Source organism: Alkalibacter saccharofermentans DSM 14828, assembly GCF_900128885.1.
GTDB lineage: Bacteria > Bacillota > Clostridia > Eubacteriales > Alkalibacteraceae > Alkalibacter > Alkalibacter saccharofermentans.
On the sequence record NZ_FQTU01000005.1, the window covers coordinates 58,825 to 83,842 of the forward strand.

The window sequence follows — 25,018 nt, forward strand, 5'->3', positions numbered from 1 at the left end:
GGAGGTTTTTTAAAATGGCATTAGTCAATTCAACTGAGATGTTCAAAAAAGCTTACGAAGGCGGTTACGCTGTTGGTGCTTTCAATGTTAACAACATGGAAATCATCCAAGGCATCGTATCTGCTGCACAGGAAGAAAACGCACCACTAATTCTTCAAGTATCTGCAGGGGCTAGAAAATACGCAAGCCCTATCTATCTTAAGAAGCTTGTGGAAGCTGCTATCGAGGAAACGGGTCTTGATATAGTACTTCACTTAGACCACGGCGAAGATTTTGAAATCTGCAAAGCATGTATCGATGATGGTTTCTCATCTGTTATGATCGACGGTTCCAAATATCCATTAGATGAAAATATCGCCCTTACCAAAAGAGTCGTTGAGTATGCTCACGACAGGGGTGTTACAGTAGAAGCCGAGCTTGGAAAATTAGCCGGCGTAGAAGATGATGTAAAGGTTTCTGCAAAAGATGCCACTTACACAGATCCAGATGAAGCAGTTGAGTTCGTTGAGAGAACCGGCGTTGACTCTTTGGCTATCGCAATCGGAACAAGCCATGGAGCATACAAGTTCAAAGGCGACCCTAAGCTTGACTTTGCAAGGCTTGAGACAATCTCTGCGAAGCTTCCAAACTACCCGTTGGTTCTTCACGGAGCCAGCAGCGTTCCTCAAGAATTTGTAGAGCTTTGCAACAAGTACGGCGCACAAATTCCGGGAGCTCAAGGTGTTCCTGAAGAAATGCTTAGACAAGCTGCTCACTCAGGTGTATGCAAGATAAATATCGACACTGACTTGAGACTAGCATTGACTGCTTCTATCAGAAAGACTTTCACAGAGAACCCTGGGGAATTCGACCCAAGAAAATATCTTGGACCAGGTAGAGACGCTATAAAGAAAATGGTTCAGCACAAAATCAAAAATGTTTTGGGATGCAGCGGTAAAAGGTAATATCCCAGCAATTCTTAAAGGCATCCCACTGGGATGCCTTTATTTTTAAATCAAAGCAACTGAAAGGAAATGATCCTATGGAAATCTATATAGTGCGCCATGGAACTACACAGTGGAATCTGGAGGGCAGGATACAAGGCTGCACGGATACAGATCTTTTGGATTCGGGCAAAGAAGAAGCCAGACTTCTAGAGCCTACCGTATCTAGCCTGCCCATAAAAAAAATCTACTCAAGTCCTTTAAAAAGAGCCTACGACACTGCTCTTATTCTTAATAAAGGCCTGAATCTGCCTTTAATCGTAAAAAAAGACCTGCGAGAAATCGAATTTGGTGAATGGGAAGGTCTTACCTGGAGCCAAGTGTTGGACAAATACAGTCATTTGATAAAAGAAAATGATACGGGATATGTTGATCCTCCTGCCGGGGAGAGCTTCTACCAGGCACTGGATAGAGTCAGAGGCGTAATGGAGGAAATCATATCATCGGGTGAAAACTGCCTCGTGGTTTCCCACAAGGCTACTATCAGGTTTATTCTATACGGCCTTATCAAAAAAACACCGGCTCAAACCGGTGCAATAGAAATCGACAATCTTTCAATACTTAAGCTTTCATTTAACGACAAAAAATTTGTAGGGTGGAGCTTTACCTAATAGCCTTTCCTCCTAGGTAATCCCACTTAGAACCTTGAATCAAACCTTTATTTTTCATTTCATCTTCGATCATATCCCTAATTATCCACCAACTTCTGTTCCAGTTGACAAACAGGGTGTTCTTCTCCGGCGCCCTTCCTACAAGCCTTTGTATCACTATGTCAGGGGATAGATAAGCTAAAAACTCCACGACTCTGTCCACATACTCTTCCAAATCGATCATGCTGATGTCTCCACTTTCAAAAAGCTCTGCCATCCTGGTACCCTTGTCTATATAGAGGGCATGCAGCTTAACCCCATCTACTTTTAGGGCTGAGAGAATCTTGGCACATTCGATACAGTCTTCGATATCATCCCATGGAAGGTTCAGTATCACATGAGCACATATCTCGAACCCGTATTTCTTGATCATCAGCACTCCATCTATGAACTCTGCCAAAGTATGCCCCCTGTTTATTTTTTTCAGGGTCTTATAGTTTACGCTTTGGAGGCCCAGCTCGATATAAATCTTTACGTTGTGAGTCCTTTCAATTTCCGCCAGCACCGAGAGATAATCCTCGTTTATGCAGTCCGGTCTTGTGGAAACAGCTATTCCCACAACATTTTCGAGGCATACTTGTGAAATGCTTTTTCTAAAATCCTCAATGGGCATGTAAGTATTGGTGAAATCCTGAAAATAAGGTATGAACTTATTTGCTTTGTACCTCTTGGAAATATATTCTGAATTTCTAACAAACTGCTCCCTAGGAGGGATATCATTTGAGAGAGTCTCGTGACCTGCGCCCTCTTCACCACAAAAGATACAGCCTCCAAACCCAAGGTGGCCGTCTCTATTGGGACAGGTTCCGCTTATGCTTATGGGTATCTTATATACCTTCTCGCGGAAGGTCTCCATCAGATATCCGGAGTAGCTTCTATAAAGCTCTGAAGATTTTGTCACAGCTGTATCCCTATCAGACATATATCGTCGTCTTGAGAAAGAGAGCTTCTGAATCCCTTTGTCTTTTTGATTATTTCCTTGCACACGCTTTCCACCGGTGCCCCTTCAGCGGATCTGATTATATCGAGCATCCTGTTGATATTGAAAAACTCCCCTTTCATGTTCCTGGTTTCGGGGATTCCGTCTGTATATAGAAACAATTGGTCTCCTGGTTCGTATAAAACCGAATTCTGAACAGATTCCTGATCCGGCATGTATTTGTTCAATCCCACTAGAGGCATGTTCGCCTTCAAAAGCTGTATGAGGTTTTGTTTTTTTCTATACAGAATAGGTGTAGGGTGTCCTGCATTGCTGTACTTGATCGACTGCTTAACAGGGTCTAAAACCATGTATATCATGCTGAAATAATTATTTGGAACCACCTCGTTTATGTCCTCTTCCACATATTCCATCACTTCTGCAGGGTTTTCTAGCACCCCTTCCGACTTGCTGCAATGGGTCAGTATCAACTTTACCATGCTGGTAATCATCGCCGCATCAATGCCGTGACCGGCCATGTCGGCTATGGCTATGCCAAACTTACCGTTTTCCAGGTTGAAAAGATCGTAAAAATCTCCCCCTACTTTTCTGAAAGGCTTAAGATAAGAGAAAACCTCGTAGTGCGCTGCCTTGAATGTATTGCCGTCAGGAATAATCGATTTTTGAATGTTTTGAGCAAATTCAAGCTGCTTGCTGAAAATATCGTTTTTATACTGCAGCTCTTTATTCAGCTCAATGGCCATTGAAGCTTTTGAAGCCAAGGTTGCTATCATGTCAACAGTGTTTACCGCTTCGCCGTTTTCATTTATGGTTCCCTTTTTAAACAGCTCTGCTTCAAACCTGCACACCTCATCTCCAAGTCCCCAGCACTTGGTTTCCGTAACAACTACATCCATATCCATGATCCTTGTAAGCCCACCCGCTATAAAGCCGGATTCGAAGGAACAAAGCGCCTCACCGATATTGGGCATACCTGAACAAACAGCACATTCATCCTCTTCGAATATTATCTTATTTCCCTCCATGCTGACAAGCCTGGTTATTCCTATCATCAACTTATTGAGATAATCTATCAAATCGTTGATTTCCATGATCGCAAATGAAGAAAGGGCAATGTTTTTGCCCGCCTGGTATAAGATGGATGCGGATAATTTGCCCCCGTAGGTTTCTCTAAGGGCAAGACGCATAATCCTCATATATAACAAATCTATATTTGGCCCTAAATCACTTCGAATAGGGCAACTTATGTCATCTATAGAAAGCTGTATCTGGCTATCCATTTCCTGCAGTTGATGGTTAATTACGTTTTTAAAATCCTTTAAAAATGCCTCGTTCAACCCGCAACCTCCTTTTATCTCTTTTGAATATTATAGTACAATATTTAACATTTTACTATGTTTTATTTTATATTACTGCATCTTAACCAGCCTTTAGCATGTATACAATATATTTTAATAGTTCGTTTGTATTCCCCCAGCTTTAGCTATATAATAAAAGAAAAGCGAAAGAGGTGTCTAAAATGGTTCGAATCGTCTCAGGTCCAAAAGGCAGCGGAAAGACTAAAAGAATGATCGATTATGCCAATGACAGCAGTGCCACTAGCGAAGGTGAAATCGTTTTTATCAATGACAGGGAGAAATACCGTGTCAAATTGGACAACCACATCCGTTATGTCAATGTCGATGATTTCTTCATTAAATCTCCTGACGTCTTCTTTGGTTTTCTCAATGGTTTAATTGCAGAAAACTACGATGTCAAAACCGTCTATATAGATAACGTTCTTAGAATTATAAACCTGGATAATATCAATCAACTTGAAGATTTGTTTTCTAATTTAAGAAAGCTTGAAGATAAATATGATGTGGAGTTTGTACTTAGCGTCTGCGCAGAAGATTCGGAAATTCCGGAATTCATGAAAGAAGCAGTCTGCTGATACTCCCCTAATTGCAGGAAGGTTTTCGCATAGGCGACAACCTTCCTTTTAATTTATATGTTTTTCAGTAAAAGTCCTTATGCACTTTACCAAAATCCATATCCTCTTCAGTATATTCAGGTTTAATTTCGTCTCCGTATCCAATGGTTATCACACATTCCACTGCAAACCCTTCCGGTATCCCCAATAGCTCCTTTAGATATTCTTCCGAACCGGTATCTCCATCCATTTCTCTTAGGCGTGTCTGAATCCAGCAGCTTCCCAGCCCCAAACTCCTAGCGACAAGTTGAATCGTATATGCGGCAATGGAGCAATCCTCTACCCATACATCGCATTTTTTTGGATCTGCCAACACCACCACTGCAGCAGGAGCATCCTTTGCAAATGAAGCCCCGTGAGGTTTGCACCTGGAAATGGCATTAAGCACCTTTTTATCTTGAACCAATATGAATTCCCAAGGTTTTCTGTTCCTGGAAGAAGGAGCGATAAGGGCAGACTTGATTATATCATCGAGCTTCTCCCTTTCAACCGGCTTGTCCTTATATTTTCTTATGCTTCTGTAGGTTTTAAGTTCTTTATACATATATTTCACCTCTCAACATTTTAACCAAGTGCCTTCATTACCAACTTGTAAGTGTCAGCTTTTACATCCTCAATGGTTATCCCGGGGTAAAACTCTGTCTTTAACATGTAATGGCCAATAGTTATAAATACAGTCTTTACCGCCATCCTATTGTAAAAAAGGCTGTTCTCCTTGGATATTATCCCTTCTTCAATACCCGGCTTTAATACCAGGTCTATTATAGCATTGATGCTTACAATCATCTTGCTGCATCCGTCAAAATCCGACATTCCAGCAGGATAAAAGTCTCCCATGCCTTCTGCCGAAAGCAGCATGTTAAAAGCGGATTGCTCGCTTTCTATGCTTTCAATTAGATTTTCGCAGATCGATTCCAGTCTCTCCCTAAAACTCTTTTTTGACTTTAGCTTCGACTCAAGCTTCTTGATTTCTAATTCCATGCTGTAAATTATGCTTTTGGCTATTACCTCTTCCTTTGACTCAAAGTATTCGTATATGGTTCCCTTCCCCACATTAGCCGCTTTGGCTATATCGGATACCTTGATGGAATATGGGCTCTCCCCTCTTTTAAGCAGTTCAATAGCTCCTCTTAGTATCAACTCTTCCTTTTCAGATATCATTTTATCACTCATTGTGCTGTTTCCTCACCTGATTTTATTTTGCTTTTGGGATGAAATAAATCGTACATCACGGGAACTACAAAAAGTGTAAGCAAGGTAGCATAAGTCAAGCCTCCTATTGCAGTTATAGCTAAGGGCTGAAGCATCTCAGCGCCCATGCCCATACCCACAGAAAGTGTGGATAGGCCTAATATGGTCGTTATCGCTGTCATAAGTATCGGTCTTATCCTAACTCTTCCTGCTTCTATCAAGGCGCTTTTTTTATCAAAGCCTCTAAGCATCAGTTGATTGGTGTAGTCGACAAATACTATTCCGTTGTTTACCACGACACCACTTAATACCAAAAATCCCAGCATCGATATTACGCTGATTTCATTTCCAGTTATAAACAGAGCCAGAAGTCCTCCGGTGAAGGCCAAAGGTATCGTAAACATGACGATGAAAGGCGAGAGCAGCGATTGGAACTGTGCTACCATTATCAGGTATACGAATACTATGGCAAGAAGTATCATTTTGATTAGATCACCTAGAGTCTCGTTTATTGTTTCTGTCTCTCCCGCAATTTGAATTTTGTATCCTTCAGGAACTTCGTAATCAGAGAGCTTGTCTGAAAACTCCCTGCTTACAAGGCCTATGTTGTGGTCTGCATCTACGCTTCCCGTGACTGATACATACCTTTCCTGTGAATCTCTTCTTATAGCTGACAATCCTTGAGCTTCGCTTATTTCGGCAATCTCTCCAAGTTTGACTGTCTCAGATATCTCATTTCTTTGAACATTCAGTTCAAAAGAATGGAGATTATCTTGGGTGACGGATTCTGTTTTTCCGTCTATTACCATAACTGGATACTCCTGATTCTGTATATTCAGAATCGTTGCCCTCTGTCCTTGGGAGATCCCTTGGCTGACTGCTGCAAAAACCTGGGCTACAGTCAACCCGTTTTCCATGGCTTTTTCCTTGTCAACAGTCACTCTAAGTTCCACCCCATTGTCCTCAAATCCGGTCACAACCTCTATCATTCCCTGGGTATCGCGAAGTATATCTGCAACATCCGTTGAAATATCTCTCAAGACATCGATGTCGTTGCCCTTAATGACCACTTCCACTCCACTTCCTGCTATCGCCCCGAGATTCATGTTTGAAGTTTCGACTATTATTTCTGCGTCCAGATCCTCGGTCGCATCTTGTATCTCCCTTGCAATCCTCTGATTTGAAACAGATTTATTTTCATCCAGCAGTATATATAGAGAAACGTTTCCTCCTCCACTGCCGCCGAAGCCCATCATCCCACCGCCACCTCCGGCAAAGGCTCCGATAGTCTCGATTCCTTCGATATCCATGATTCTTCCTACGACTTCATCTGATATCTGAGCTCTCTCTTCAAAGGTTGAATCCCTATCCATATTTATGCTTACAGACATCTCAGCGCCATCCATTTCAGGAATGAATGAAGTCCCCATATAGGCAGCTCCAAATCCGCTGGCTCCTAACATCACCACTACAAACGCGATGACTGCAATCTTCCATTTGAGAGCCATCCGTAAAAGCATTTCGTATTTATCGACCATCTTGTCAAATATCATGTGATTCTTGCTGTCTAATTTTTTAAAAATCCCTGAGGATATCACAGGAACCAGCGTCAGAGCTATTATCAGGCTTGCAATCAGTGAATATGCTATTGTAAGTCCCATATCGGTAAATATCTGCCTTGATATGCCCTGGGTAAAGACCACCGGTAAAAACACTGCCGTGGTCGTCAGTGTCGATGCAGTCAATGCTCCCGTTACCTGCTTAGCCCCTTCGATTGACGCTTTAAATGATGTCATCCCGGAGCTTTTCAGCCGGTATATGTTTTCGATAACGACTACCGAGTTATCCACGAGCATCCCGACTCCCAAAGCCAATCCTCCGAGAGAAATGATATTAATCGTTACTCCGGTAAAGTACATCATGGTTATGGCGAATACAAGGCTTATAGGTATGGACAAGGCTATGATAATTGTAGGCCTTAAATCCCTTAGGAATATAAGTAGTATCAGTATTGCCAGTATTCCCCCATAGGCGAGATTCCTCAGTACAGAGTCTATTACTATGTCTATATATACCCCTTGATCCATTAAAGGAGTTATAGTAAGACCTTCGTGATTTGCTTCAACTGTTTCTATTCTGTCTCTTATAGATGATGCGACTTCAGCAGTCGAATAGTTGCTTTGCTTTTGAAAAGTCAAAATCACAGCATCCTGTCCGTTTACTTTGGCATAAATTTCGCTAGAATTGTCGGTATCAGCGACTTGAGCAACATCTTTTAAATATATTTTGCCTACTTCATCATTTTGAGTATCAAACAAGAGGAGGTTTTCCATTTCTTCTGTGTCTGAAATCCTGTCCCCTACCTTGACTAGAACCTCTCCCTGCAAATATCCTGCAGGCATGGAAAAGTTTTGGGCTGCCAATATGCCTGTTATCATATCCGGAGTTATCACTCCCTCTAGGTTCGCCTCTCTAAACGCCCTGTCTTTGGACTCTTCCATTTCGATCAGGCCGCTTTCCACCTGGGCCAAGCTTTCCATCAATTGGTCTCTTGCCCTGCTTATTTCAATGTTCAAGGTAATCTGCCCTTGATCCAATGCACTTTCATTTGTCAATAATTCCTGTTTTCCGGATCTCAGCGCTTCCTTCTGGCTTCTTATCTCTCCAAGTCCCCCATTAAGCTCAGCAATGATGCTCTCCATAGAAGCCTTCCTTGTGAGCGTTTCTTCAAGCCCTGACTTTAAAAGTGCCAGCGATGCCAACTGATCATCGTCGAGATCTTCCTCTAGGCTTTCAAGTTCACTGATTTGTGTATTAAGCTCCCTTTCAGCAATTGCTAAAGCCTCCAGAGCAATATTGGTCTGTGAAATCTGGCTTAAGAGCTGATTCTCAGCACTTCTCAGCGCCTCCTCTCCCGCTTCTATTTCAAGCTTTGCATCATTTAATGCACTTTTGCCCTGAACTAATTGATCTGCCTGTTTCTTGAATTCTGCATCCAGCTGCCGGATGCCTTTTTCTATTTCTGCTTTTGCTTTTAATAATTCATCTTCCGCTTTCGACAATTCGCTGTCGATATTATTGAGGATTTTTTTGTTGATTTCCTCTAACTTCCCTGGCAAAAGCGTGACTTCGATGGTTTCTTCTACCATACCTGTTCCCTCAACAGAGGCTACCCCTTCCACGCTTTCAAGCTCTGGTATGATAGTATCTCTGGCAAACAGAGACACTTGCGAAATATCCATATCTTTAGAATCAACCGCCGCTATCATGATTGGCAACATGTCCGGATTCATTTTTATTACAGTGGGTGTTCCTACCCCGTCGCTCCAGTTCGGCTTGATTATATCGAGATTTCCATTTACCTCTATCATTGCCGAATCCATGTTCACTGTGTTATTGAACTCCATTATTACCATGGAGGAGCTTTCCCGGGAAACGGAGCTAACGTTTTTAATATTGGATGTGGTAGCGAGAATCTGCTCCAAAGGTCTAGTTACTATAGTCTCCACTTCTTCCGGGCTTGCGCCGGGATAAGGCGTGACAACCACGATGTAAGGCAGCTCCAAGCTAGGCAAAAGGTCCGTTTGAAGATTCATGAATGATATAGTTCCCAGTATTAATATAAGTACGACTGCGACGAATACCGTATATGGTTTTTTGACGCTGAATTTCGATAACATGTTCGTCCTCCCATCTTCCCGACCGACTGGTCGGTCAATCTCAATTTTAATTTAAATGCGCATAGGTGTCAATTGAATATGCTCTCTTTAAGGAATAATTAAGGGACTTATTTTGGTTTGAAGATAGAAAATAAAAAAGACCTGCATGAAATATTATATCACTGCAGATCTCTATATGCGTTTATGGTTGCGGGGACAGGATTCGAACCTGCGACCTCCGGGTTATGAGCCCGACGAGCTGCCAGCTGCTCCACCCCGCGTCAACAAAACTTATTATACCATATCCAGATTGAGTTTACAAGTTTTTTTGCTTTATCCCTATTTTGACTATATGTAGTGCTTTTCCTTACGGACATTTATCAGGAATTTGTAGTCATACTTTTCCTTTAGACTTTGGACCATTTTTGCCCTTACCTCATCAATATCTCCATGAAAATCTTCCGGCAGGAACAGGTCGAATATGACCACCTTTTCTTTTGTCAGTATCCTAAAGTCGTGTATGCCCTTGATCTGGGCTTCATCTCCCAAGTAATCTTCCAAATCATCCTTTATCTGCGAGCTTGTCTCGCATTCATCTTCAACAGGGTCAATATGTATTACCAAGGAGATGCCCATATCCTCGTATATATCCCTCTCGATTCTGTCTACGATTTCGTGGGCTACCACCAAGCTAAAGTCGGCTGAAATCTCCACGTGGGCGCTGGCCATTTTTGATACTGGACCATAATCATGGACTATAACATCATGAAGGCTTATGACGCCGTCAAAGTTTTCAATGTAGTCATGTATATCTTCTATCAACTGCCCGTCGGGCTGAACTCCAATCAGCGTATCCATTGCTTCCCTGACAAACTGAATGCCGTTGTAGATTATAAAGCCCGCAACGAGCAAACCTATAAAACCATCGATGTTAAGGCCGCTAGCCCAAGTTATCAAAAACGAGAGTAAGACAGTGGAGGTAGCCAGAACATCATTTCTGCTGTCAATCGATGCAGCCTCCAAAGCCTGGGAATTAATTTTTTTAGACATGCGCATGTAAAAACCGGCCAGCCACACCTTGACTCCAATAGTCAGCAGTATGACTATCCCAGATATCAGATTAACATTCACGTCAATAGGATTTACGATTCTCTCAAATGAAGTCTTAAGAAGTTCGTAACCCAATAAAAGTATGACGAAGGACACTGCAAATGCAGAGATGTATTCAGTCCTCCCGTGACCAAAGGGATGCTCCTTGTCCGCAGGCTTAACTGACATCTTAAAACCCACCAGTGTGACGACATTAGTTCCCACATCGGATAGGTTGTTGATGCTGTCCGCAATCAATGAGATGCTTCCTGAGATCAGTCCCAATGCAAGCTTGATGGCAAAAAGCACTATGTTGCTGATTATCCCTGTCAAGCTGCTCATTCGACCGTAGCTTTCCCTTACTTTTGCTTCTTCCTGATCTTTGTTTACAAATCTATTTATTAATAATCTTTCTATCAAATAAACTCACCTGTCAATCTTTTATAATGCCTGCCCAAATTTCGATCACACCTCTATCAGTTCATAATCTGTATTGCCAAGGCCAATTTCTTTTCCGTATTCAAATTGGATATTTATGTCTATATTTCTGTCTTGAATTCCTGCAAATTTATTTTTGCCCTTTTCGTGATTGGTTGTCAAAAGAGTGTTTTTATTGCCAATCTGCTGATTTATAAGGTCACATGAAGCCTTGTCTATAGCAACAGGATCTCTAGAGACCAAAATTCCCACATCCGGAACGATGGGAGCTTCGCTCCAAGCCTTGCAATCGCAATTTGGAGTTACATTTATGACAAAGTTTATAAATATCACCTTGTCGTTTTTCATTTTATCTGCTACGGCTCCGTAGGCATACTCAACCATACGCTCCTGAAAGCTGCTCTCATCAGTGCTCCATTGTGGCTTTATGGCATTTACCGGACACATGGCTATGCATTCTCCGCAGCCGATACATTTAATGTAGTCGATCTTTGCCTGTTTTTCCTCCACTGTTATAGCAGTTACGGGACACCATTTAATACATCTTTTGCAACCTATGCAATAGCTTTCAATCACAGGTTTTGTGGTTGAATGCTGCTGCTGTTTTCCTGCTGCTGACGCGCATCCCATAGCTATGTTTTTAACAGCTCCCCCAAAACCGGCTAGGTCATGTCCTTTCACATGGGAAAGGACTACCATTGAATCCGACTGACTTATTTCTCCGGCTATAAGAACATCTTCGAAATGCTTCTTGCTAATCCTTACTCTAATTGTATTTTTGCCTCTAAGTCCATCGGCAATTATCAGGGGGGCATCTACTACTGCATATGCAAAGCCGTTTTTTATTGCCGAGTTTAAATGATTCACGCTGTTATCCCTGCCTCCAAAGTATAAAGTGTTGGAGTCAGTCAAAAAAGGACTGGCCTTTCTTTCTTTTACTTTGTCTACTATCTTTCGAACAAATGTCGGGTGCAGGTACGCCGTATTTCCCGGTTCTCCGAAATGAAGCTTGATAGCTGTCAGATCTCCATCGGTTAAAATAGAACCTGCATCGGATGCATCGAATATCTTCTCGATTTTTTTCACAAAATTATTCCCTTTACCCATATTGGACAATCCCGTAAAATAAACTTTGCTTTTCATCCTTGATACCCCCCGTATCTATTCATTTTTATTCTTCCGGTTCTTCCGGTTCTTCCGGTTCTTCCGGTTCTTCCTGGTCTTCTCTTTCCGCTTCCTCAGCCTGCCTAAGTTCTTCTTCGATCCTCTCCTGATAAGTCATGTTGTCGTAGAAGTACGCATCAATTACTTTTCTTGCAACCGGAACAGAGTTTGAGCTTGTCTTGCCTTGAATGATCATGGAAACAACCGCTATTTCTGGCTCGTCAAATGGAGCAAATGCCACGAACCATGCGGTGTTATCTACAGAGTCGGATCCATACTGTGCCGTACCGGTCTTTCCTCCAACTCCGATTCCTGTGTGGTCAAAACCCGAAAAGGCGGTTCTCCCCGTGCTGTACAAAGACACCATCCTCATGCCTTCCTTTACTATATCAACATTTTTTTCGGACATCTCGACTTTGCCTAGTATATTTGGCTTGTGCTGATACACTGTCCTTCCTGCGTAATCTTCAACCCTGTCCACCAAGTAGGCTTCCATTCGGTTGCCTCCGTTTACCATGGTGGATATAAAGCTGGCAAGCTGAATCGGCGTAAAGGAGTTGCCACCCTGGCCTATGGAAGCATTGATCGTATCAGATGCTACCCATCTTCCTGCAAGAAGATATTCAGTCAACCTGTGTATGTATCTGGTCTCTTTTATATTGTATTTTCCTAATACTTCAGATGCTTTTCTGTACACATCTCCGTATGTTCTGTAAGTTTCCTGGTCCACCTCTTGAAACAGCTCTCTAGCTATGGCATATGACTTATAGACCAACTGATCGTTGCCTTCGTTGTTTACAATGGTCTCAGTCCCTTCTATACCCACAGTTCTTCGGATATAATCTGATGCCGAATAGGTCCATATCTGCAGCTTGTCATTCTTAGTTGCCAAATAACCTGCTGATTCCGTTATTTCAAGACCTGTTCTTCTTCCAAGGCCAAAGGCTGCCGCGTATTCCTCTATGTTGTCGATGCCTAGCCTGTATCCTGTCTCGTAGAAATATACGTTGCATGAATCCATAATTGCATCCTTGACATTTTCATTGCCGTGACGCCCCAGACAGCTAAACTGGGTAAATACAGGGTGTACTCCCCTGCAGTATATGGTGCTTGTTTCGGTAATCACACCTTTTTCCAAACCTATTATTGCCATAAGGGGCTTAAAGGTAGACCCTGGCTGCAGCGCAGTCATAGTCGCGTTGTTGTACAACGGTTTTGGATAAAGGGGGTCGTCTACCACAACGTTGAGCCTTTGCCAGTCAGTGGTGCTTATTCCCGTGGAAAAAAGGTTCGGATCATAACCCGGGTTACTTGCCAATGCAAGTATTGCACCGGTGTTGACATCCATCACCACTACGGCTCCGGAGCTGGCATTTGGCGCCCTTTTGTTGCTCCTGATTTCCTCTATCTGGTCCGCCAGTGCTTCTTCAGCAACTCTTTGCAGGTCGTAGTCTATGGTCAGATGAACATCAGATCCCGGCACAGGATCTATCGCTTCCTCGGAAAAATCGTCCTGAGGCCTTCCTAGGTAATCCGTAACCGTAAGCTTCAGTCCGTCTTCTCCTTTTAAGTAGGATTCGAAGGCTGATTCTATACCCGAAATGCCCTTCATGTCGTTCATCTTATATCCGTTTTCTTCTACATCGGTTTCGTTGACCCTTCCGATATAGCCCAAAACATGGGAAGCCAAGGATTTATATGGATATTCCCTGATAGGTCTGGCATTTACCGATACACCAGGGAGCAAGTGAATGTTTGAATCAATCTCTAAAACAGTTTTTAGCTTGACATCCTTTGCAATCACAACAGGCTCCCAGGACCTAAATCCCTGGTTTTTGAGTATCTGCCTGAAAAGCATTATCTTTCTGGCATCTGCATCATTATATGTTTCGTCTATGTTAAAATTGTCTCTCAACTTGTCAAATGATTCCTTGGCGGTAAACTCGTATTCTTCCTGCCTGAAGCCATATGATCTTTTCCACGCCTCTTCCTGGCTGGTGTATCTGAAAATAAGCTCTCCGTCTCTCATGGTTATCGGAAGGCTTTGTCCTAAGTGGACAGTTTCAATGGCCTGCATGGCAACCTGGTCATTTACCTCATCCTTGACGTTATACCTGTCCCTAAGTACATCAAGGGTTTCTTGCGCACTGGATCCAACAGGTATGTCATTTGCCTCTTTCCACTCACGGGCATCTTTTTCGTAGGTGAAATAGAACTCTCCACCTTCCAAAATTATTGGAAAGTCGTCTGAGAACTGCTCGTCATTTTCATTTAAAATATTAAAAAGCGTCAAAAACACTTCATTTCTTTTTTCTTCATTCATATTTGCATATATCAAGTCGATGGAATATCCAATACGGTTTTTTGCTACATGGTAACCGTCCGCTGTATATATTCCACCTCTTGGCGCCGATTCTGTAATTTTCTGCAACATCTTGTTGTCTGCCATCCTTTGGTAATACTCTCCTTCAACTATCTGCAGCTGAGCGAGCCTGAATAAAAACAGCACCACCATGGCAAAAAGAAATACGTACAAAAAAGGCATTCTTAACTTTTTTTCATTTATAATCATCTTATCACCTTTATAGAATATTCGCCCTTAAAACAATCCCCTACATATTCAAAAGTATCCCCTTATGCCTAAGCATCCGCAACAGCGTATAAATCACTAAAAGCGCCGGCAGATTTATCACCCAGTATAATATGCCAAAATTAGAAATATAGTCTCCCATGGGTATTGCCATCCTCAACAAATAATGGGTAAAGTAAACCAAGGCGTGCATCATTACGACTCCTATGGGAAACAGGATTACCGGAGCGGCAAAGCTTTCCTTGAATATATTCTTGCCTATCCAACTTACTGTCACTATGGCCAAAGTATAAGAAAGGGCATATACGCCAAAGACCCTCCCGAAAAGGATATCCCTTAAAACACCTATTATAAATCCATATTTCCAAGACGCTTCCTTTTCATAGAATACGCCAATTACCACCAGCGTTATCAGGACCAAATCCGGATAATGGCCGTTGATGCTCATAAACTGAAAAAAAGTCGCCTGTATAACCAGTTCAAAGAGCAATATGAAGATCAATCCTATAGCTTTCAAATTATCACCATCTATTTTATAATCAAAACGTTGTTGATTTTTTCCAATTGCACTGCTGGCTCAATAATTACTTCTTTTTCAAGCCTTCCCTGCGGGGTCTGCACTTCAAGGACTTCTCCCACCACTATGTCTTTTTTAAAGTTTCCAGTTAGACCCGAGGTAGTAATTATGTCTCCCTCTTCAATTTCAGCCTCGGAATCTACATATCCTCTCAACTTGTAGTTATCGTCACCTGTGATCCTAACGTAGTCCCTTGTTCTGACGCAAACGCCATTGAACATGCTGTTTCTGTCTATGATGGACAGGACTTTCGAGGTTGATGCCGAGACTTCCACCACTCTGCCGACGAGGCCTTCCTTCAATATGACAGTCATGTTGTTTCCTACTCCGTCATCGCTTCCCCTGTTGATCACAAATACGCTGAATCCCAAATCCGGGTCTATTGCTACCACCGAAGCTGAAATATATTCGTATTGGGCATTTTCTTCCTTGAATTCTAAAAGACTTTTCAGTTCCCTGTTTTCCTGCACCACCTTTTCGTAGTCGGTGAGATTTCTTTTATATTCGCCCAACTGTTCTTCCAGCTCTTCATTTCTGCTTCTTAAGGTACTTAAATCTGAAATGAATTCGTAGAAGTTGTTTACATACTGGGAGGAGTAATAAAAAAATCTGCTCACCGAACCTACACCTGAGCTGACAAGTCCTTCCGGTGCAGTAGTATGGGCCCTTCCCCCTGATGTCATACCGATGCCCAACACCAGCATTCCAATTACAAGGCCTATCAAAACGCCAAATCTGTGCTCACCAAACCATTTCAACGGCAAATCCCTCCAAAATTATTTTGCCTAAAGCCAACACAGAAAAGGAATCCGGAGATTCCCTATTATTTTTGTGCTGCTTAAGTTTAATTGCTATCAGTCATTTGCAAACAGTATGTTCATGTACCCTTGCTCAAGTACCATCTCTGTTCCCTTTGCAACGCAATCAAGCGGATCTTCTGCTACGAAACAATCCACTCCTGTTTCTCTTTTAATCAGCGTATCAAGACCCTTTAGCATAGCTCCTCCACCCGTCAGAGCTATGCCTATGTTGATGATGTCGGATAATAGCTCCGGTGGAGTTTTTTCAAGTACGCTCTTAACTGTATCTATTATATTATAAATCGTAGGCTCTATAGCTCTGTATACCTGTTTTTCATTCAACAAGATAGTTCTCGGAAGGCCTGAAACCAAATCCCTGCCTTTGATTTCAATCGTGTTGGTTTCGTCGAAACCGTATGCGCTGGCTACTTGCATTTTGATTATTTCAGCAGTTTTTTCACCTATCATAAGGTTATGCGTGCTTCGAATAAATTGAATGATCGATTCATCAAAATCGTCTCCACCAGTTCTTATGGAGCTGGAAACTACCATGCCTCCCAGTGATATCACCGCAATATCCGTAGTTCCTCCCCCGATATCCACTACCATGCTCCCCATGGGCTCATTGACCGGCAGCCCTGCTCCTACTGCTGTGGCCAGTGCTTCTTCAATAAGTCCTACTTCCTTAGCACCCGACATCTGTGCAGCTTCTATTACCGCTTTTCTTTCAACTTCCGTAATGTCAGAAGGTATGCCGATTAGAACTCTCGGCTTCGAGATGTTAAAGCCTTTCATGGCTTTTCCCATAAAATACTTGAGCATCTTCTGGGTTATGTTGAAGTCAGCAATTACCCCTTCTTTTAGAGGCCTTATTGCAACGATGTTCCCCGGAGTTTTTCCTATCATTTTTTTTGCTTCAATTCCCACTGCAATTACCTGATTTGTATTTTTATCTATAGCTACAACGGAAGGCTCCCTGATTATTATTCCTTTTCCCTTAACCGCAACCAATGTGTTTGCCGTCCCCAAGTCGATACCTATATAAGCTTTGCTAAATATTCCCAAATTATTTCTTTCTCCTTTCAAAATGAGACCGCATTAAACGAGTCTTATACATTATACAACATTTATGCTTGCAACTGCCTTAAAAAACATAAAAATATTTAAAACCACTAGTTGATCAGCACATCAAACAGGCCGCTTTATGCAAGCGACCCGAAATTTGTTTTTTATTAAATCATTCTGGTTTAACCGTTGCGGCAGTTTTTTACATAAGCTCTGTTTAACATCATATGATGTTCATATCAAATTCAACCAACATTTCTCCCAAAAGGCTGATAGGAAGTCCCATTACATTTGTGTAGCAGCCTTCTATCTCATCTACCAGCAAAGCTCCCTTTCCCACAACGGAATAGGCTCCAGCCTTCTGCCAGGTCTCACCTTCATTTATGAATCTTCTGATAAAGTCGTCTCTTAACTTCATGAATTTGACCTTCGTCTTTTTATGGGTGAACATCCCCCTGTTTTCACTCGTATCAAATACGCATACTCCGGTAATGATTTCATGCACCTTTCCTGAAAGCTGCTGCAATATATCAAAAGCTTCTTGTTCCGTGGAAGGCATACCGATGAGATTATCATAAATGAGCATGGTATGTGCCGCAATTATCAAGGAGTCTTCATTTTTTAATTCCTCTGCTGCTTTTAAGGCTTTCTCCAACGCTATTCTTTCGACATTTTCTTCAAAAGTCAGATATTTATCTACCTTTTCCTCAACATCGCTTTTATAAACTTCGAATTCCAAGCCCAGGTTTTCCAAGATCTCTTTTCTTCGAGTTGATGTAGATGCCAAAATTATCTTTTTCATATGCATGACCCCTTTACTTTTTATAGAATATCACGAAGCTTAAGATGAGAAAAACGATACTGCCTAAATTCAGTTTCACGACTAATCCCAGATTAATTTTTAAGAAATTCAGGTCAACCAACCACGCGCTTGAGGCGTGGTTAAACAGCCTGATATCAAACCCTTTGCCAAAAACGGGTAAATATGGAGTCAACAGCTCTCCTATAAACGTGCCCGCTACCAATGAAAAAACTACTATGAAGAAAAAAGTCCATTTCCCTGAGCTGATTTTCATAGTTTCTCCTTTCCATCTGAATATTATATATATTATAAAGGATAAGCTCTTATGTGTAAACACCTGCCTTAAAATTATACATTATACACAATAAGCCATATTTATACAGTCTGAATTGTTTTAAATTAAAAACAAAAACTCAGGTATCATAAGCACCTGAGTCTGCAGGCGTCCGGACCAAATCAGGACGCCTTAATAATGAGCATTATATTTACTGAGCCTGTTTTTCCTCTTTAAGCTTTTCAAGCTGACTGTTGATAGCCTTAGTCGGACACTTTTGCACGCACACCTGACACTCTGTACAACCCTCGTACTCGATTTTTGCCAGATTGTTTGCAAAAGATATGGTCTTTTCAGGGCAATTTTTGACGCAGATCTGACATCCGATGCATCCTACGCTGCAACTGGCTTTTACGTCCTTGCCTTTATCCTTTGAGTTGCAGTCTATGTGCACTCCTTTGGATGCCGGCACCAGTGCAATTACCATTTTTGGGCATGCATCGATACACTTTCCACAAGCGGTACATTTGTCGGGTTCCACCACTGCCACTCCAGATTCTTTTATATGGATGGCATCAAAGGGACATACCCTTTCGCAAGTTCCAAGTCCCATGCAGCCGTATTGGCAGCCTTTATTTCCACCTGAAGCAATGTTTGCCTCCCTGCAGTCCATCACCCCGTAGTAATTCGATCTATCCTTGGCATTTTCAAACGTGCCATTGCAAATAACCCTCGCTATCATTCTTTCACCGGTTTCTGCAGCAGCTCCCAAAATATCCGCTATCTTTTCGGCAGTTTCAGAACCACCTACAGGACATCCGTTTACAGGCGCTTCTCCCGCAGCCAGTGCAACGGCAAAGGCGTCACATCCCGGATATCCGCATCCGCCACAGTTCGCCCCGGGCAGTGCATCCTTAAGAAGGGGAACCTTCGGATCCACTTCGACAGCAAATACTTTAGAGGCATAAGCTAAACCGCCTCCGAACAGCAAACCTAAAATTCCGAGCCAAAAAACAGGAGTCAATAATTCGCCAGTCATCTAAGCACCTCCTATAATAATCCCTGGAATCCCAGAAACGCCATGGACATAAGGCTGGCTGTCAAAAGTGCTATAGGGAATCCCTCAAGGGGCTTGGGAACATCTGACACGACAAGTCTTTCCCTTATTCCTGCAAACAACACGATTGCCAGCGTAAATCCAACAGCGGCTCCAAAACCATGGAATATAGTTTCAATAAAATTGTATTCTTCCTGAATGTTAAGTATGGCCACACCCAATACTGCACAGTTGGTAGTGATAAGGGGCAAATAAACACCCAGTGCCTGGTATAGAGTAGGACTAGATTTTTGAATAACCATCTCTACAAACTGCACCAATGATGCTATTACCAGTATGAAGGCAATGGTTTGAAGGTATCCAAGACCAAATGGCTCCAACACGGCATACTGAATCACGAAGGTTATGGCTGAAGCCAAAACCATTACAAATGTCACGGCAGCGCCCATGCCCACAGCGGTTTCAACCTGCTTTGAAACTCCAAGGAATGGACATATACCCAAAAACCTCGAAAGAACAAAATTGTTGACAAGTATCGCGCTTAATAAAATAATAAATAATTGTACCATCTTAATCCCCCTCTACTTCGATGCCGAAACTTTGTTTAAAAGTCCCAACAACAGTCCTAAAGTAAGAAACGCGCCTGGAGGCAATATCATCATGATCGCCGGCTCAAAGCTTCCGCCGAACACAGAGATGCCAAAAATGCTTCCCGCTCCAAACAATTCTCTGATAGATCCTAAAATCGTAAGCGAAAGGGTAAAACCAAGACCCATTCCTATTCCGTCGGCCAGAGAATTTAAAACGTCATTTTTAGACGCAAAGGACTCTGCCCTCGCCAGTATTACACAGTTTACAACTATAAGAGGAATAAAGATTCCCAAGGCTTTGTCCAAATCCGGAAAATATGCCTTTAGAAGCATGCCTACTATTGTCACGAAGGACGCGATGATTACTATAAACGCCGGTATACGGATCTTGTCCGGTATCTGCTTTTTAATAAGAGAAATAACCACATTAGATCCTACCAGTACAACCATAGTAGCCAAACCCATTCCCAAACCGTTCATCGCCGCAGTAGTTACCGCCAACGTCGGACATAGCCCCAACATCAATTTAAAAATTGGGTTTTCGGGAATAATTCCATTAAATAAATTCTTGCTGAAATTCATTATTATTGCACCTCCACCCTACTTGTTTAATTCGTTGAACATTTCTATTGAATAATTGACTCCCTGGGCAATAGCCTCGGTGGTTATAGTGGCACCTGTTATTGCACTGATCTCGTTTTGACCGGGAGTTCCGCTTTTAATTACTTGAAGCGGAGATGTCGCCGATTGATTTTCGAATTGAGCCATGAAACTGCCGTCTGTGGCTTTAGCGCCTAGTCCCGGAGTTTCCGTATGACTGACAATTCGCATCCCGGTAACTGTTCCGTCTATCGATATACCGGTAAGCACCGTAATTTCTCCACCATACGCTCTAGGAACGGATTTAAAGGTATATCCTACAGCTTGACCTGCGGAAATTCCTTCATAAACTTCCTCTATAACTTCCAGGTTATCAAAACCCAAAGATTGTGCCGCTGCACTAATCAAGTCTTCGTCCAACTGCTGAAATTCTTCAGCATCACCCAATACTTCCATCCTTGCCTTCTCATTTTCCAGTCTTATCTGTTCGGCAATGACATCTTTAGTGACGTAATTTGTAGCCCCTAAAAGAAGTGCTGCTATGCCGGATATTATGAAGAGAACCAGTGAAAGCCTTCCTATCTCACGCATCGCCTTTCACCTCCCCGTATATTCTTGGCATCGAATACCTTTCGATAAGCGGAGTAGCGACATTCATAAGCAAGATCGAGTAGGAAACACCTTCTGGGTATCCTCCCCAAAGCCTTATGACGCTTGTGATCACTCCGCATCCAACTGCATAAATAATCTGGCCTTTGACCGTTACAGGGGAAGATGAATAATCTGTCGCCATGAAAAACGCACCTAGCATCAAGCCACCCGCCATTGCATGGTACAAGGGGTCTTGTCCCGACGCAAGGGTAAGCACCATTACAGTGCCAATAAATACGACAGGAATTCTCCAGCTGATTACCTGCCTCACTATGAGGTAAATACCTCCTAGAAGTATCGCCAAAGTGGATACCTCTCCTATTGAACCTGACACATTTCCCATGAAAAGATCCATGTAGCTGGGAAGAGATGCCGCTGCCGCTTCTCCCCCCTCCTTAAGTAGCCCCAAAGGTGTAGCAGTAGTGGCGCTATCGGTGATAAAAGCCGCAGAAGTCATCCTAGTGGGCCAAGATGCGAGCAGGAATGCTCTGGCTGCCAATGCCGGGTTAATGAAGTTTTGTCCAATCCCGCCAAAGCACTGCTTTACAATTCCAATGGCAAATATAGATCCGATAACGGCTAGCCACCATGGAGCTGTAACAGGCATGTTAAATGCCAGCAAAATTCCGGTTACGACTGCGCTCCAGTCGGCAACTGTAACCTGTCTCTTCATTACATACTTTTGCAAAAATGCTTCAGTGCCTACGCAGGAAGCTATGCATAACAATGTTATTATTGCTGTGTTGATTCCAAAATAAATAATTCCCGCCGCAAATGCAGGTAAAAGCGCTATCACAACGTCCCTCATTATCGTTTCTGTATTGTGAGAAGCCCTGATATGCGGTGAGGACGATACGGTTAAAAGTTGCTCGTTCATGATCAGTTATCCCTCCTAATTTCCTTTTCTGCTGCTGGCTATTATTTCCCGCTTTGCAACTCTGATTGACGATACAAGGGTTAGCTTAGCAGGACATATAAATGAACAGCTGCCGCATTCGATGCAATCAAGAGCATTATAGCTTTTACATTTCTCGAAATCGCCTTTTAGCGAATATGCGGAAAGATACAGTGGGAGCAGCTTAACCGGACAAACGCCAACGCATTTGCCGCATCTTATACATTGAGAAGGTTCCGGTATAAAAGCATCAGCTTTATTAAGACATAGGATTCCCGATGTCGCTTTTATGACAGGTATGTCAGTCGAAAATTGAGCTACGCCCATCATGGGTCCGCCGTTTATGATCTTTGCCGGTTCTTCGGAGAAGCCTCCGCATTCTTCAATCAAGTGATTTACAGAAGTGCCTATCTTTGCAACCAGTGTCTGTGGATCTTTAATAGCGCTTCCTGTAACGGTAACTACCCTTTCGATCAAAGGCATGCCCGTTCTGATAGCATCACTTACAGCGTAAGCGGTACCTACGTTTGTAACGACTACGCCGGCATCCATAGGCAGTGCCCCTGAGGGAACTTCTCTGCCGGTGACTGCTGTTATAAGCTGCTTTTCAGACCCTTGAGGATATTTAGTATGAAGGGAATATACCTCAATCTGGTTTTTGTCGTCGATAGCATTGTAAATCGCCTCAATGGCCTCAGGCTTGTTGTCCTCGATGCCTATGTATCCCTTTTCCACGCTTAGAACCTTCATCATGGCCTTAAGTCCATATACGATTTTTTCCGGAAAATCTCTCATAAGATGATCATCCGTAGTCAGATAAGGCTCGCATTCCGCCGCATTTATTACGACGTAATCAATTTTTTTATCCGGTGGCGGAGATAATTTGACATGGGTGGGGAAAGTCGCTCCTCCCAGGCCTACGATTCCTGCGCCAAGGATTATGTCTTTGATCTCCTGGGGGGACAATGAATCCACCTCTCCCTTTGGCTGAACTTCTTCGCTCAAGGTTTCTTCCATGTCGTTTTTAATGACCACCGACATTACCTTCTGACCGTTAGGGTGTAACCTTGGTTCCACTGCCACAACCTGTCCTGAAACGCTGGCGTGAATCGGCGCAGATACAAATCCGCTGGCTTCACCGATTTTTTGCCCCTTCTTTACCAAGTCTCCTTTTTTGACTATTGGATTACAAGGAGCTCCAATATGCAATGACATCGGTATCACTACGGTCTCCGGGGGACTTATTGATTTTAACGGTTTGTCTTTCGTCAACTCTTTTCTATAAGGTGGGTGTATCCCTCCTCTAAAAGTTGAATGTTTAATGTCCATTTCTTAAACACCTCGCATTATATGAATATTGTATACAGTTTTTCGACTTTCACATTATATCATACTATTGCGCCTAGTGTTTGTTAATTATAAGACGCATATAATGAGCCGATTGTTTTAATTCTAATACATTGCGCTGAATAAATAAAGTGTTTTTCACTATATTTAAAGTTTTTTTTGCCTAATCCCGACTATTCTTTTGTTTTTTCGAAATAATGTACGCTTTTATGATTTTAAAATGACAAAATGTAAACGATGTGCAGTCTCCCTATCAAAAAAACAACATCATATTTTGGTGTTTTGACACTGCCTTGTTCAACCGGATTTTGTTCTTTTGCATATTATAATAAAAAAACTTTGTTCATCAAGAACAAAGTTCATTTAATTCTTCTTCAACGTGATTTTTAATCCAACTGACGACCTGAATGTTGTCAAGGGGAACCTTCTCTCCTATCATATTACGTATTTCTCTTGTGTCCAGTATGAATTTTTTGTCTCCAAAGGTGTGCTCATATATCAAATTCGCGTCATTCAACCCAAGGACCACAGACGTTATTGTCTTAGGCATGTCTCCCAAAGGAGCTCTATCGATATGATCGTATTTAAATTTCACCTTAACTGCAGTTCCGATACCTACCTTGGACAATATGTCCAAGCTTCCTTCACACTGTTTTGCAGCGGCTTCAAACAATGAAATGCCCAGGCCCACAGGTCTGGTAGTCCGACTGGTGACAAAGGGATTTTTCACATTCTCCAAAACATCCTTAGGTATTCCCTTGCCATTGTCTACGATTCTGATCCTTAATAGGTTTTTGTCTATATCTTCGTTTATAGACAGTTTTATGAGGCTCGCCTCTCCTCGTATGGAGTTTTCCACGATATCCATTATGTGAAGTGACAGTTCTTTCATTTAATCACACCTTTTAAATTGTAAGATTCAAGTATTTCATGTAGCCTTTAAAGGTCTTCTGCTTTCTGCTTTCCCTCTTTTAACTTCCCAATAATTGCTTCAGGGGTATTTTCATCTAGGTGCATGAAAAATTCCCTTTCAAGTATCTGGTGAAGGTAGTGGGCATCAGATGATCTTAATATCCTGTATTTCGCCGCAATCATATCAATTAAAGGATTCTGTCCCTTTTTATACATTGATGACAGTTCCACTGTTTTGATATCAAGCTCATCAGGTATGAATCCCAAATTTGAAACAATACTGAAGCTCCTTCTGTCGATATGAGCTGGAACGATTATGCCGCCTAGGCCTTTGACTAATTCATCCAAGCGGTTAATGGTTATATCCACTGCGTTTATCAACAGTTTATCCACTTTGCCTGATTCTTCGTCAAACTCATTTAATTCCAATTGCTGCCCAAAAAGCTTCTCGTCATTTTTTATATCAGGAAGCTTTTTATAAAGATGCTCCCCAAGCTCCATAGCGTCCTCAACTCTGTTGAAATATGCCAGAGCATGAATTTCCTCTTTTGTGTTGACTTCTATTCCCGGAACCAATGTAAGCCCTGATTTCCTCGCTACTTTTGCCACTGCCGGAAGATTCCTTCCGCTGTTGTGGTCTGCAACGGCTATTGCATCAAGCCCCTTCAGCAACGACATGTTGACGATGTTATTAGGCGTCATATCTAAATCGCCGCAAGGCGACAAGCACGAATGTATATGCAGGTCCACTGCGAATGCTTTTAAATCCATG

General features: G+C 42.3%; 24 protein-coding genes and 1 tRNA gene. 3 read left to right on the plus strand and 22 right to left on the minus strand.

Features of this window, described 5'->3' with window-relative positions:
- Nucleotides 1–14 precede the first annotated feature (14 nt).
- Both fba and BUB93_RS04815 read left to right on the plus strand, forming a co-directional pair.
- Nucleotides 15–944 (plus strand): class II fructose-1,6-bisphosphate aldolase, encoded by a 930-nt coding sequence (gene fba / locus BUB93_RS04810; RefSeq protein ID WP_073269952.1) that lies wholly within the window; start codon nucleotides 15–17, stop codon nucleotides 942–944.
- 77 nt (nucleotides 945–1,021) lie between these two features.
- Entirely contained in the window at nucleotides 1,022–1,594 is a 573-nt protein-coding gene (locus tag BUB93_RS04815; protein ID WP_073269953.1) for a histidine phosphatase family protein, read from the plus strand.
- Here the strand turns inward: BUB93_RS04815 and mnmL are convergent.
- On the minus strand, nucleotides 1,587–2,555 hold the full coding sequence (gene mnmL, locus BUB93_RS04820; RefSeq protein ID WP_073269954.1) for a tRNA modification radical SAM protein MnmL/YtqA: 969 nt from the start codon (nucleotides 2,553–2,555) through the stop codon (nucleotides 1,587–1,589). The genes BUB93_RS04815 and mnmL overlap by 8 nt on opposite strands.
- Nucleotides 2,531–3,910: a SpoIIE family protein phosphatase gene (locus BUB93_RS11250; protein WP_084116982.1), complete on the minus strand. Its 1,380-nt coding sequence runs from the start codon at nucleotides 3,908–3,910 to the stop codon at nucleotides 2,531–2,533. Before BUB93_RS11250 ends, mnmL begins: the two co-directional genes overlap by 25 nt.
- Before the next feature lie 182 nt (nucleotides 3,911–4,092).
- Between BUB93_RS11250 and BUB93_RS04835 the strand changes: the two genes are divergently transcribed.
- The gene (locus BUB93_RS04835; protein WP_073269955.1) at nucleotides 4,093–4,506 is read left to right on the plus strand and encodes a hypothetical protein; all 414 of its coding nucleotides are present in this window, start codon (nucleotides 4,093–4,095) and stop codon (nucleotides 4,504–4,506) included.
- A 64-nt stretch (nucleotides 4,507–4,570) separates the two neighbouring features.
- On the opposite strand, the gene BUB93_RS04840 is transcribed toward BUB93_RS04835, so the two are convergent.
- The 20 genes from BUB93_RS04840 to BUB93_RS04935 form a co-directional block, all read right to left on the minus strand.
- Nucleotides 4,571–5,089: a nitroreductase family protein gene (locus BUB93_RS04840; RefSeq protein WP_073269956.1), complete on the minus strand. Its 519-nt coding sequence runs from the start codon at nucleotides 5,087–5,089 to the stop codon at nucleotides 4,571–4,573.
- A gap of 20 nt (nucleotides 5,090–5,109) precedes the next feature.
- Complete coding sequence (locus BUB93_RS04845; RefSeq protein WP_073269957.1) at nucleotides 5,110–5,718, minus strand: TetR/AcrR family transcriptional regulator; 609 nt, start codon at nucleotides 5,716–5,718, stop codon at nucleotides 5,110–5,112.
- On the minus strand, nucleotides 5,715–9,416 hold the full coding sequence (locus tag BUB93_RS04850) for an efflux RND transporter permease subunit (protein ID WP_073269958.1): 3,702 nt from the start codon (nucleotides 9,414–9,416) through the stop codon (nucleotides 5,715–5,717). Before BUB93_RS04850 ends, BUB93_RS04845 begins: the two co-directional genes overlap by 4 nt.
- A gap of 184 nt (nucleotides 9,417–9,600) precedes the next feature.
- Nucleotides 9,601–9,676: transfer RNA gene (locus tag BUB93_RS04855), tRNA-Met, on the minus strand.
- A 67-nt stretch (nucleotides 9,677–9,743) separates the two neighbouring features.
- Nucleotides 9,744–10,904, minus strand: coding sequence for a cation diffusion facilitator family transporter (locus BUB93_RS04860; RefSeq protein ID WP_073269959.1), 1,161 nt, complete (start codon nucleotides 10,902–10,904; stop codon nucleotides 9,744–9,746).
- A gap of 45 nt (nucleotides 10,905–10,949) precedes the next feature.
- Complete coding sequence (locus BUB93_RS04865) at nucleotides 10,950–12,065, minus strand: DUF362 domain-containing protein (RefSeq protein WP_073269960.1); 1,116 nt, start codon at nucleotides 12,063–12,065, stop codon at nucleotides 10,950–10,952.
- Between the two features lie 28 nt (nucleotides 12,066–12,093).
- Complete coding sequence (locus BUB93_RS04870; RefSeq protein WP_073269961.1) at nucleotides 12,094–14,658, minus strand: penicillin-binding transpeptidase domain-containing protein; 2,565 nt, start codon at nucleotides 14,656–14,658, stop codon at nucleotides 12,094–12,096.
- A gap of 40 nt (nucleotides 14,659–14,698) precedes the next feature.
- On the minus strand, nucleotides 14,699–15,193 hold the full coding sequence (gene mreD, locus BUB93_RS04875) for a rod shape-determining protein MreD (protein ID WP_073269962.1): 495 nt from the start codon (nucleotides 15,191–15,193) through the stop codon (nucleotides 14,699–14,701).
- 11 nt (nucleotides 15,194–15,204) lie between these two features.
- A complete protein-coding gene (gene mreC, locus BUB93_RS04880; RefSeq protein WP_073269963.1) occupies nucleotides 15,205–16,011 on the minus strand; it encodes a rod shape-determining protein MreC in 807 nt (268 codons plus the stop codon).
- A 96-nt stretch (nucleotides 16,012–16,107) separates the two neighbouring features.
- A complete protein-coding gene (gene mreB / locus BUB93_RS04885) occupies nucleotides 16,108–17,118 on the minus strand; it encodes a rod shape-determining protein (protein WP_073269964.1) in 1,011 nt (336 codons plus the stop codon).
- A 223-nt stretch (nucleotides 17,119–17,341) separates the two neighbouring features.
- A complete protein-coding gene (locus BUB93_RS04890) occupies nucleotides 17,342–17,920 on the minus strand; it encodes a nucleoside triphosphate pyrophosphatase (protein ID WP_073269965.1) in 579 nt (192 codons plus the stop codon).
- 13 nt (nucleotides 17,921–17,933) lie between these two features.
- Nucleotides 17,934–18,194, minus strand: coding sequence for a DUF4321 domain-containing protein (locus BUB93_RS04895; RefSeq protein WP_073269966.1), 261 nt, complete (start codon nucleotides 18,192–18,194; stop codon nucleotides 17,934–17,936).
- 211 nt (nucleotides 18,195–18,405) lie between these two features.
- Entirely contained in the window at nucleotides 18,406–19,233 is an 828-nt protein-coding gene (locus tag BUB93_RS04900) for an RnfABCDGE type electron transport complex subunit B (protein WP_073269967.1), read from the minus strand.
- Nucleotides 19,234–19,244: 11 nt separating this feature from the next.
- Complete coding sequence (gene rsxA / locus BUB93_RS04905) at nucleotides 19,245–19,820, minus strand: electron transport complex subunit RsxA (protein ID WP_073269968.1); 576 nt, start codon at nucleotides 19,818–19,820, stop codon at nucleotides 19,245–19,247.
- 12 nt (nucleotides 19,821–19,832) lie between these two features.
- Complete coding sequence (locus tag BUB93_RS04910; protein ID WP_073269969.1) at nucleotides 19,833–20,423, minus strand: RnfABCDGE type electron transport complex subunit E; 591 nt, start codon at nucleotides 20,421–20,423, stop codon at nucleotides 19,833–19,835.
- A gap of 18 nt (nucleotides 20,424–20,441) precedes the next feature.
- Complete coding sequence (locus tag BUB93_RS04915) at nucleotides 20,442–21,032, minus strand: RnfABCDGE type electron transport complex subunit G (protein WP_073269970.1); 591 nt, start codon at nucleotides 21,030–21,032, stop codon at nucleotides 20,442–20,444.
- The gene (locus BUB93_RS04920) at nucleotides 21,025–21,969 is read right to left on the minus strand and encodes an RnfABCDGE type electron transport complex subunit D (protein ID WP_073269971.1); all 945 of its coding nucleotides are present in this window, start codon (nucleotides 21,967–21,969) and stop codon (nucleotides 21,025–21,027) included. Before BUB93_RS04920 ends, BUB93_RS04915 begins: the two co-directional genes overlap by 8 nt.
- A gap of 15 nt (nucleotides 21,970–21,984) precedes the next feature.
- Nucleotides 21,985–23,316 (minus strand): electron transport complex subunit RsxC, encoded by a 1,332-nt coding sequence (gene rsxC / locus BUB93_RS04925; RefSeq protein ID WP_073269972.1) that lies wholly within the window; start codon nucleotides 23,314–23,316, stop codon nucleotides 21,985–21,987.
- A 364-nt stretch (nucleotides 23,317–23,680) separates the two neighbouring features.
- On the minus strand, nucleotides 23,681–24,226 hold the full coding sequence (locus BUB93_RS04930; RefSeq protein WP_073269973.1) for an ATP-binding protein: 546 nt from the start codon (nucleotides 24,224–24,226) through the stop codon (nucleotides 23,681–23,683).
- 47 nt (nucleotides 24,227–24,273) lie between these two features.
- Nucleotides 24,274–25,017, minus strand: coding sequence for a PHP domain-containing protein (locus tag BUB93_RS04935; protein WP_073269974.1), 744 nt, complete (start codon nucleotides 25,015–25,017; stop codon nucleotides 24,274–24,276).
- Nucleotide 25,018 lies beyond the last annotated feature (1 nt).

Bases quoted from the DNA above. Each gene is read 5' to 3' on its own strand.
- BUB93_RS04840 (WP_073269956.1), bottom strand. From the start codon at position 5,089: ATGTATAAAGAACTTAAAACCTACAGAAGCATAAGAAAATATAAGGAC.
- BUB93_RS04865 (WP_073269960.1), bottom strand. From the start codon at position 12,065: ATGAAAAGCAAAGTTTATTTTACGGGATTGTCCAATATGGGTAAAGGG.
- BUB93_RS04845 (WP_073269957.1), bottom strand. From the start codon at position 5,718: ATGAGTGATAAAATGATATCTGAAAAGGAAGAGTTGATACTAAGAGGA.
- rsxA (WP_073269968.1), bottom strand. From the start codon at position 19,820: ATGGTACAATTATTTATTATTTTATTAAGCGCGATACTTGTCAACAAT.
- BUB93_RS04890 (WP_073269965.1), bottom strand. From the start codon at position 17,920: ATGAAAAAGATAATTTTGGCATCTACATCAACTCGAAGAAAAGAGATC.
- BUB93_RS04870 (WP_073269961.1), bottom strand. From the start codon at position 14,658: ATGATTATAAATGAAAAAAAGTTAAGAATGCCTTTTTTGTACGTATTT.
- BUB93_RS04835 (WP_073269955.1), top strand. From the start codon at position 4,093: ATGGTTCGAATCGTCTCAGGTCCAAAAGGCAGCGGAAAGACTAAAAGA.
- rsxC (WP_073269972.1), bottom strand. From the start codon at position 23,316: ATGGACATTAAACATTCAACTTTTAGAGGAGGGATACACCCACCTTAT.
- BUB93_RS04920 (WP_073269971.1), bottom strand. From the start codon at position 21,969: ATGAACGAGCAACTTTTAACCGTATCGTCCTCACCGCATATCAGGGCT.
- BUB93_RS04915 (WP_073269970.1), bottom strand. From the start codon at position 21,032: ATGCGTGAGATAGGAAGGCTTTCACTGGTTCTCTTCATAATATCCGGC.
- BUB93_RS04895 (WP_073269966.1), bottom strand. From the start codon at position 18,194: ATGAAAATCAGCTCAGGGAAATGGACTTTTTTCTTCATAGTAGTTTTT.
- BUB93_RS04815 (WP_073269953.1), top strand. From the start codon at position 1,022: ATGGAAATCTATATAGTGCGCCATGGAACTACACAGTGGAATCTGGAG.
- mnmL (WP_073269954.1), bottom strand. From the start codon at position 2,555: ATGTCTGATAGGGATACAGCTGTGACAAAATCTTCAGAGCTTTATAGA.
- BUB93_RS04910 (WP_073269969.1), bottom strand. From the start codon at position 20,423: ATGAATTTCAGCAAGAATTTATTTAATGGAATTATTCCCGAAAACCCA.
- BUB93_RS04850 (WP_073269958.1), bottom strand. From the start codon at position 9,416: ATGTTATCGAAATTCAGCGTCAAAAAACCATATACGGTATTCGTCGCA.
- BUB93_RS04935 (WP_073269974.1), bottom strand. From the start codon at position 25,017: ATGGATTTAAAAGCATTCGCAGTGGACCTGCATATACATTCGTGCTTG.
- BUB93_RS04930 (WP_073269973.1), bottom strand. From the start codon at position 24,226: ATGAAAGAACTGTCACTTCACATAATGGATATCGTGGAAAACTCCATA.
- BUB93_RS04900 (WP_073269967.1), bottom strand. From the start codon at position 19,233: ATGACTGGCGAATTATTGACTCCTGTTTTTTGGCTCGGAATTTTAGGT.
- fba (WP_073269952.1), top strand. From the start codon at position 15: ATGGCATTAGTCAATTCAACTGAGATGTTCAAAAAAGCTTACGAAGGC.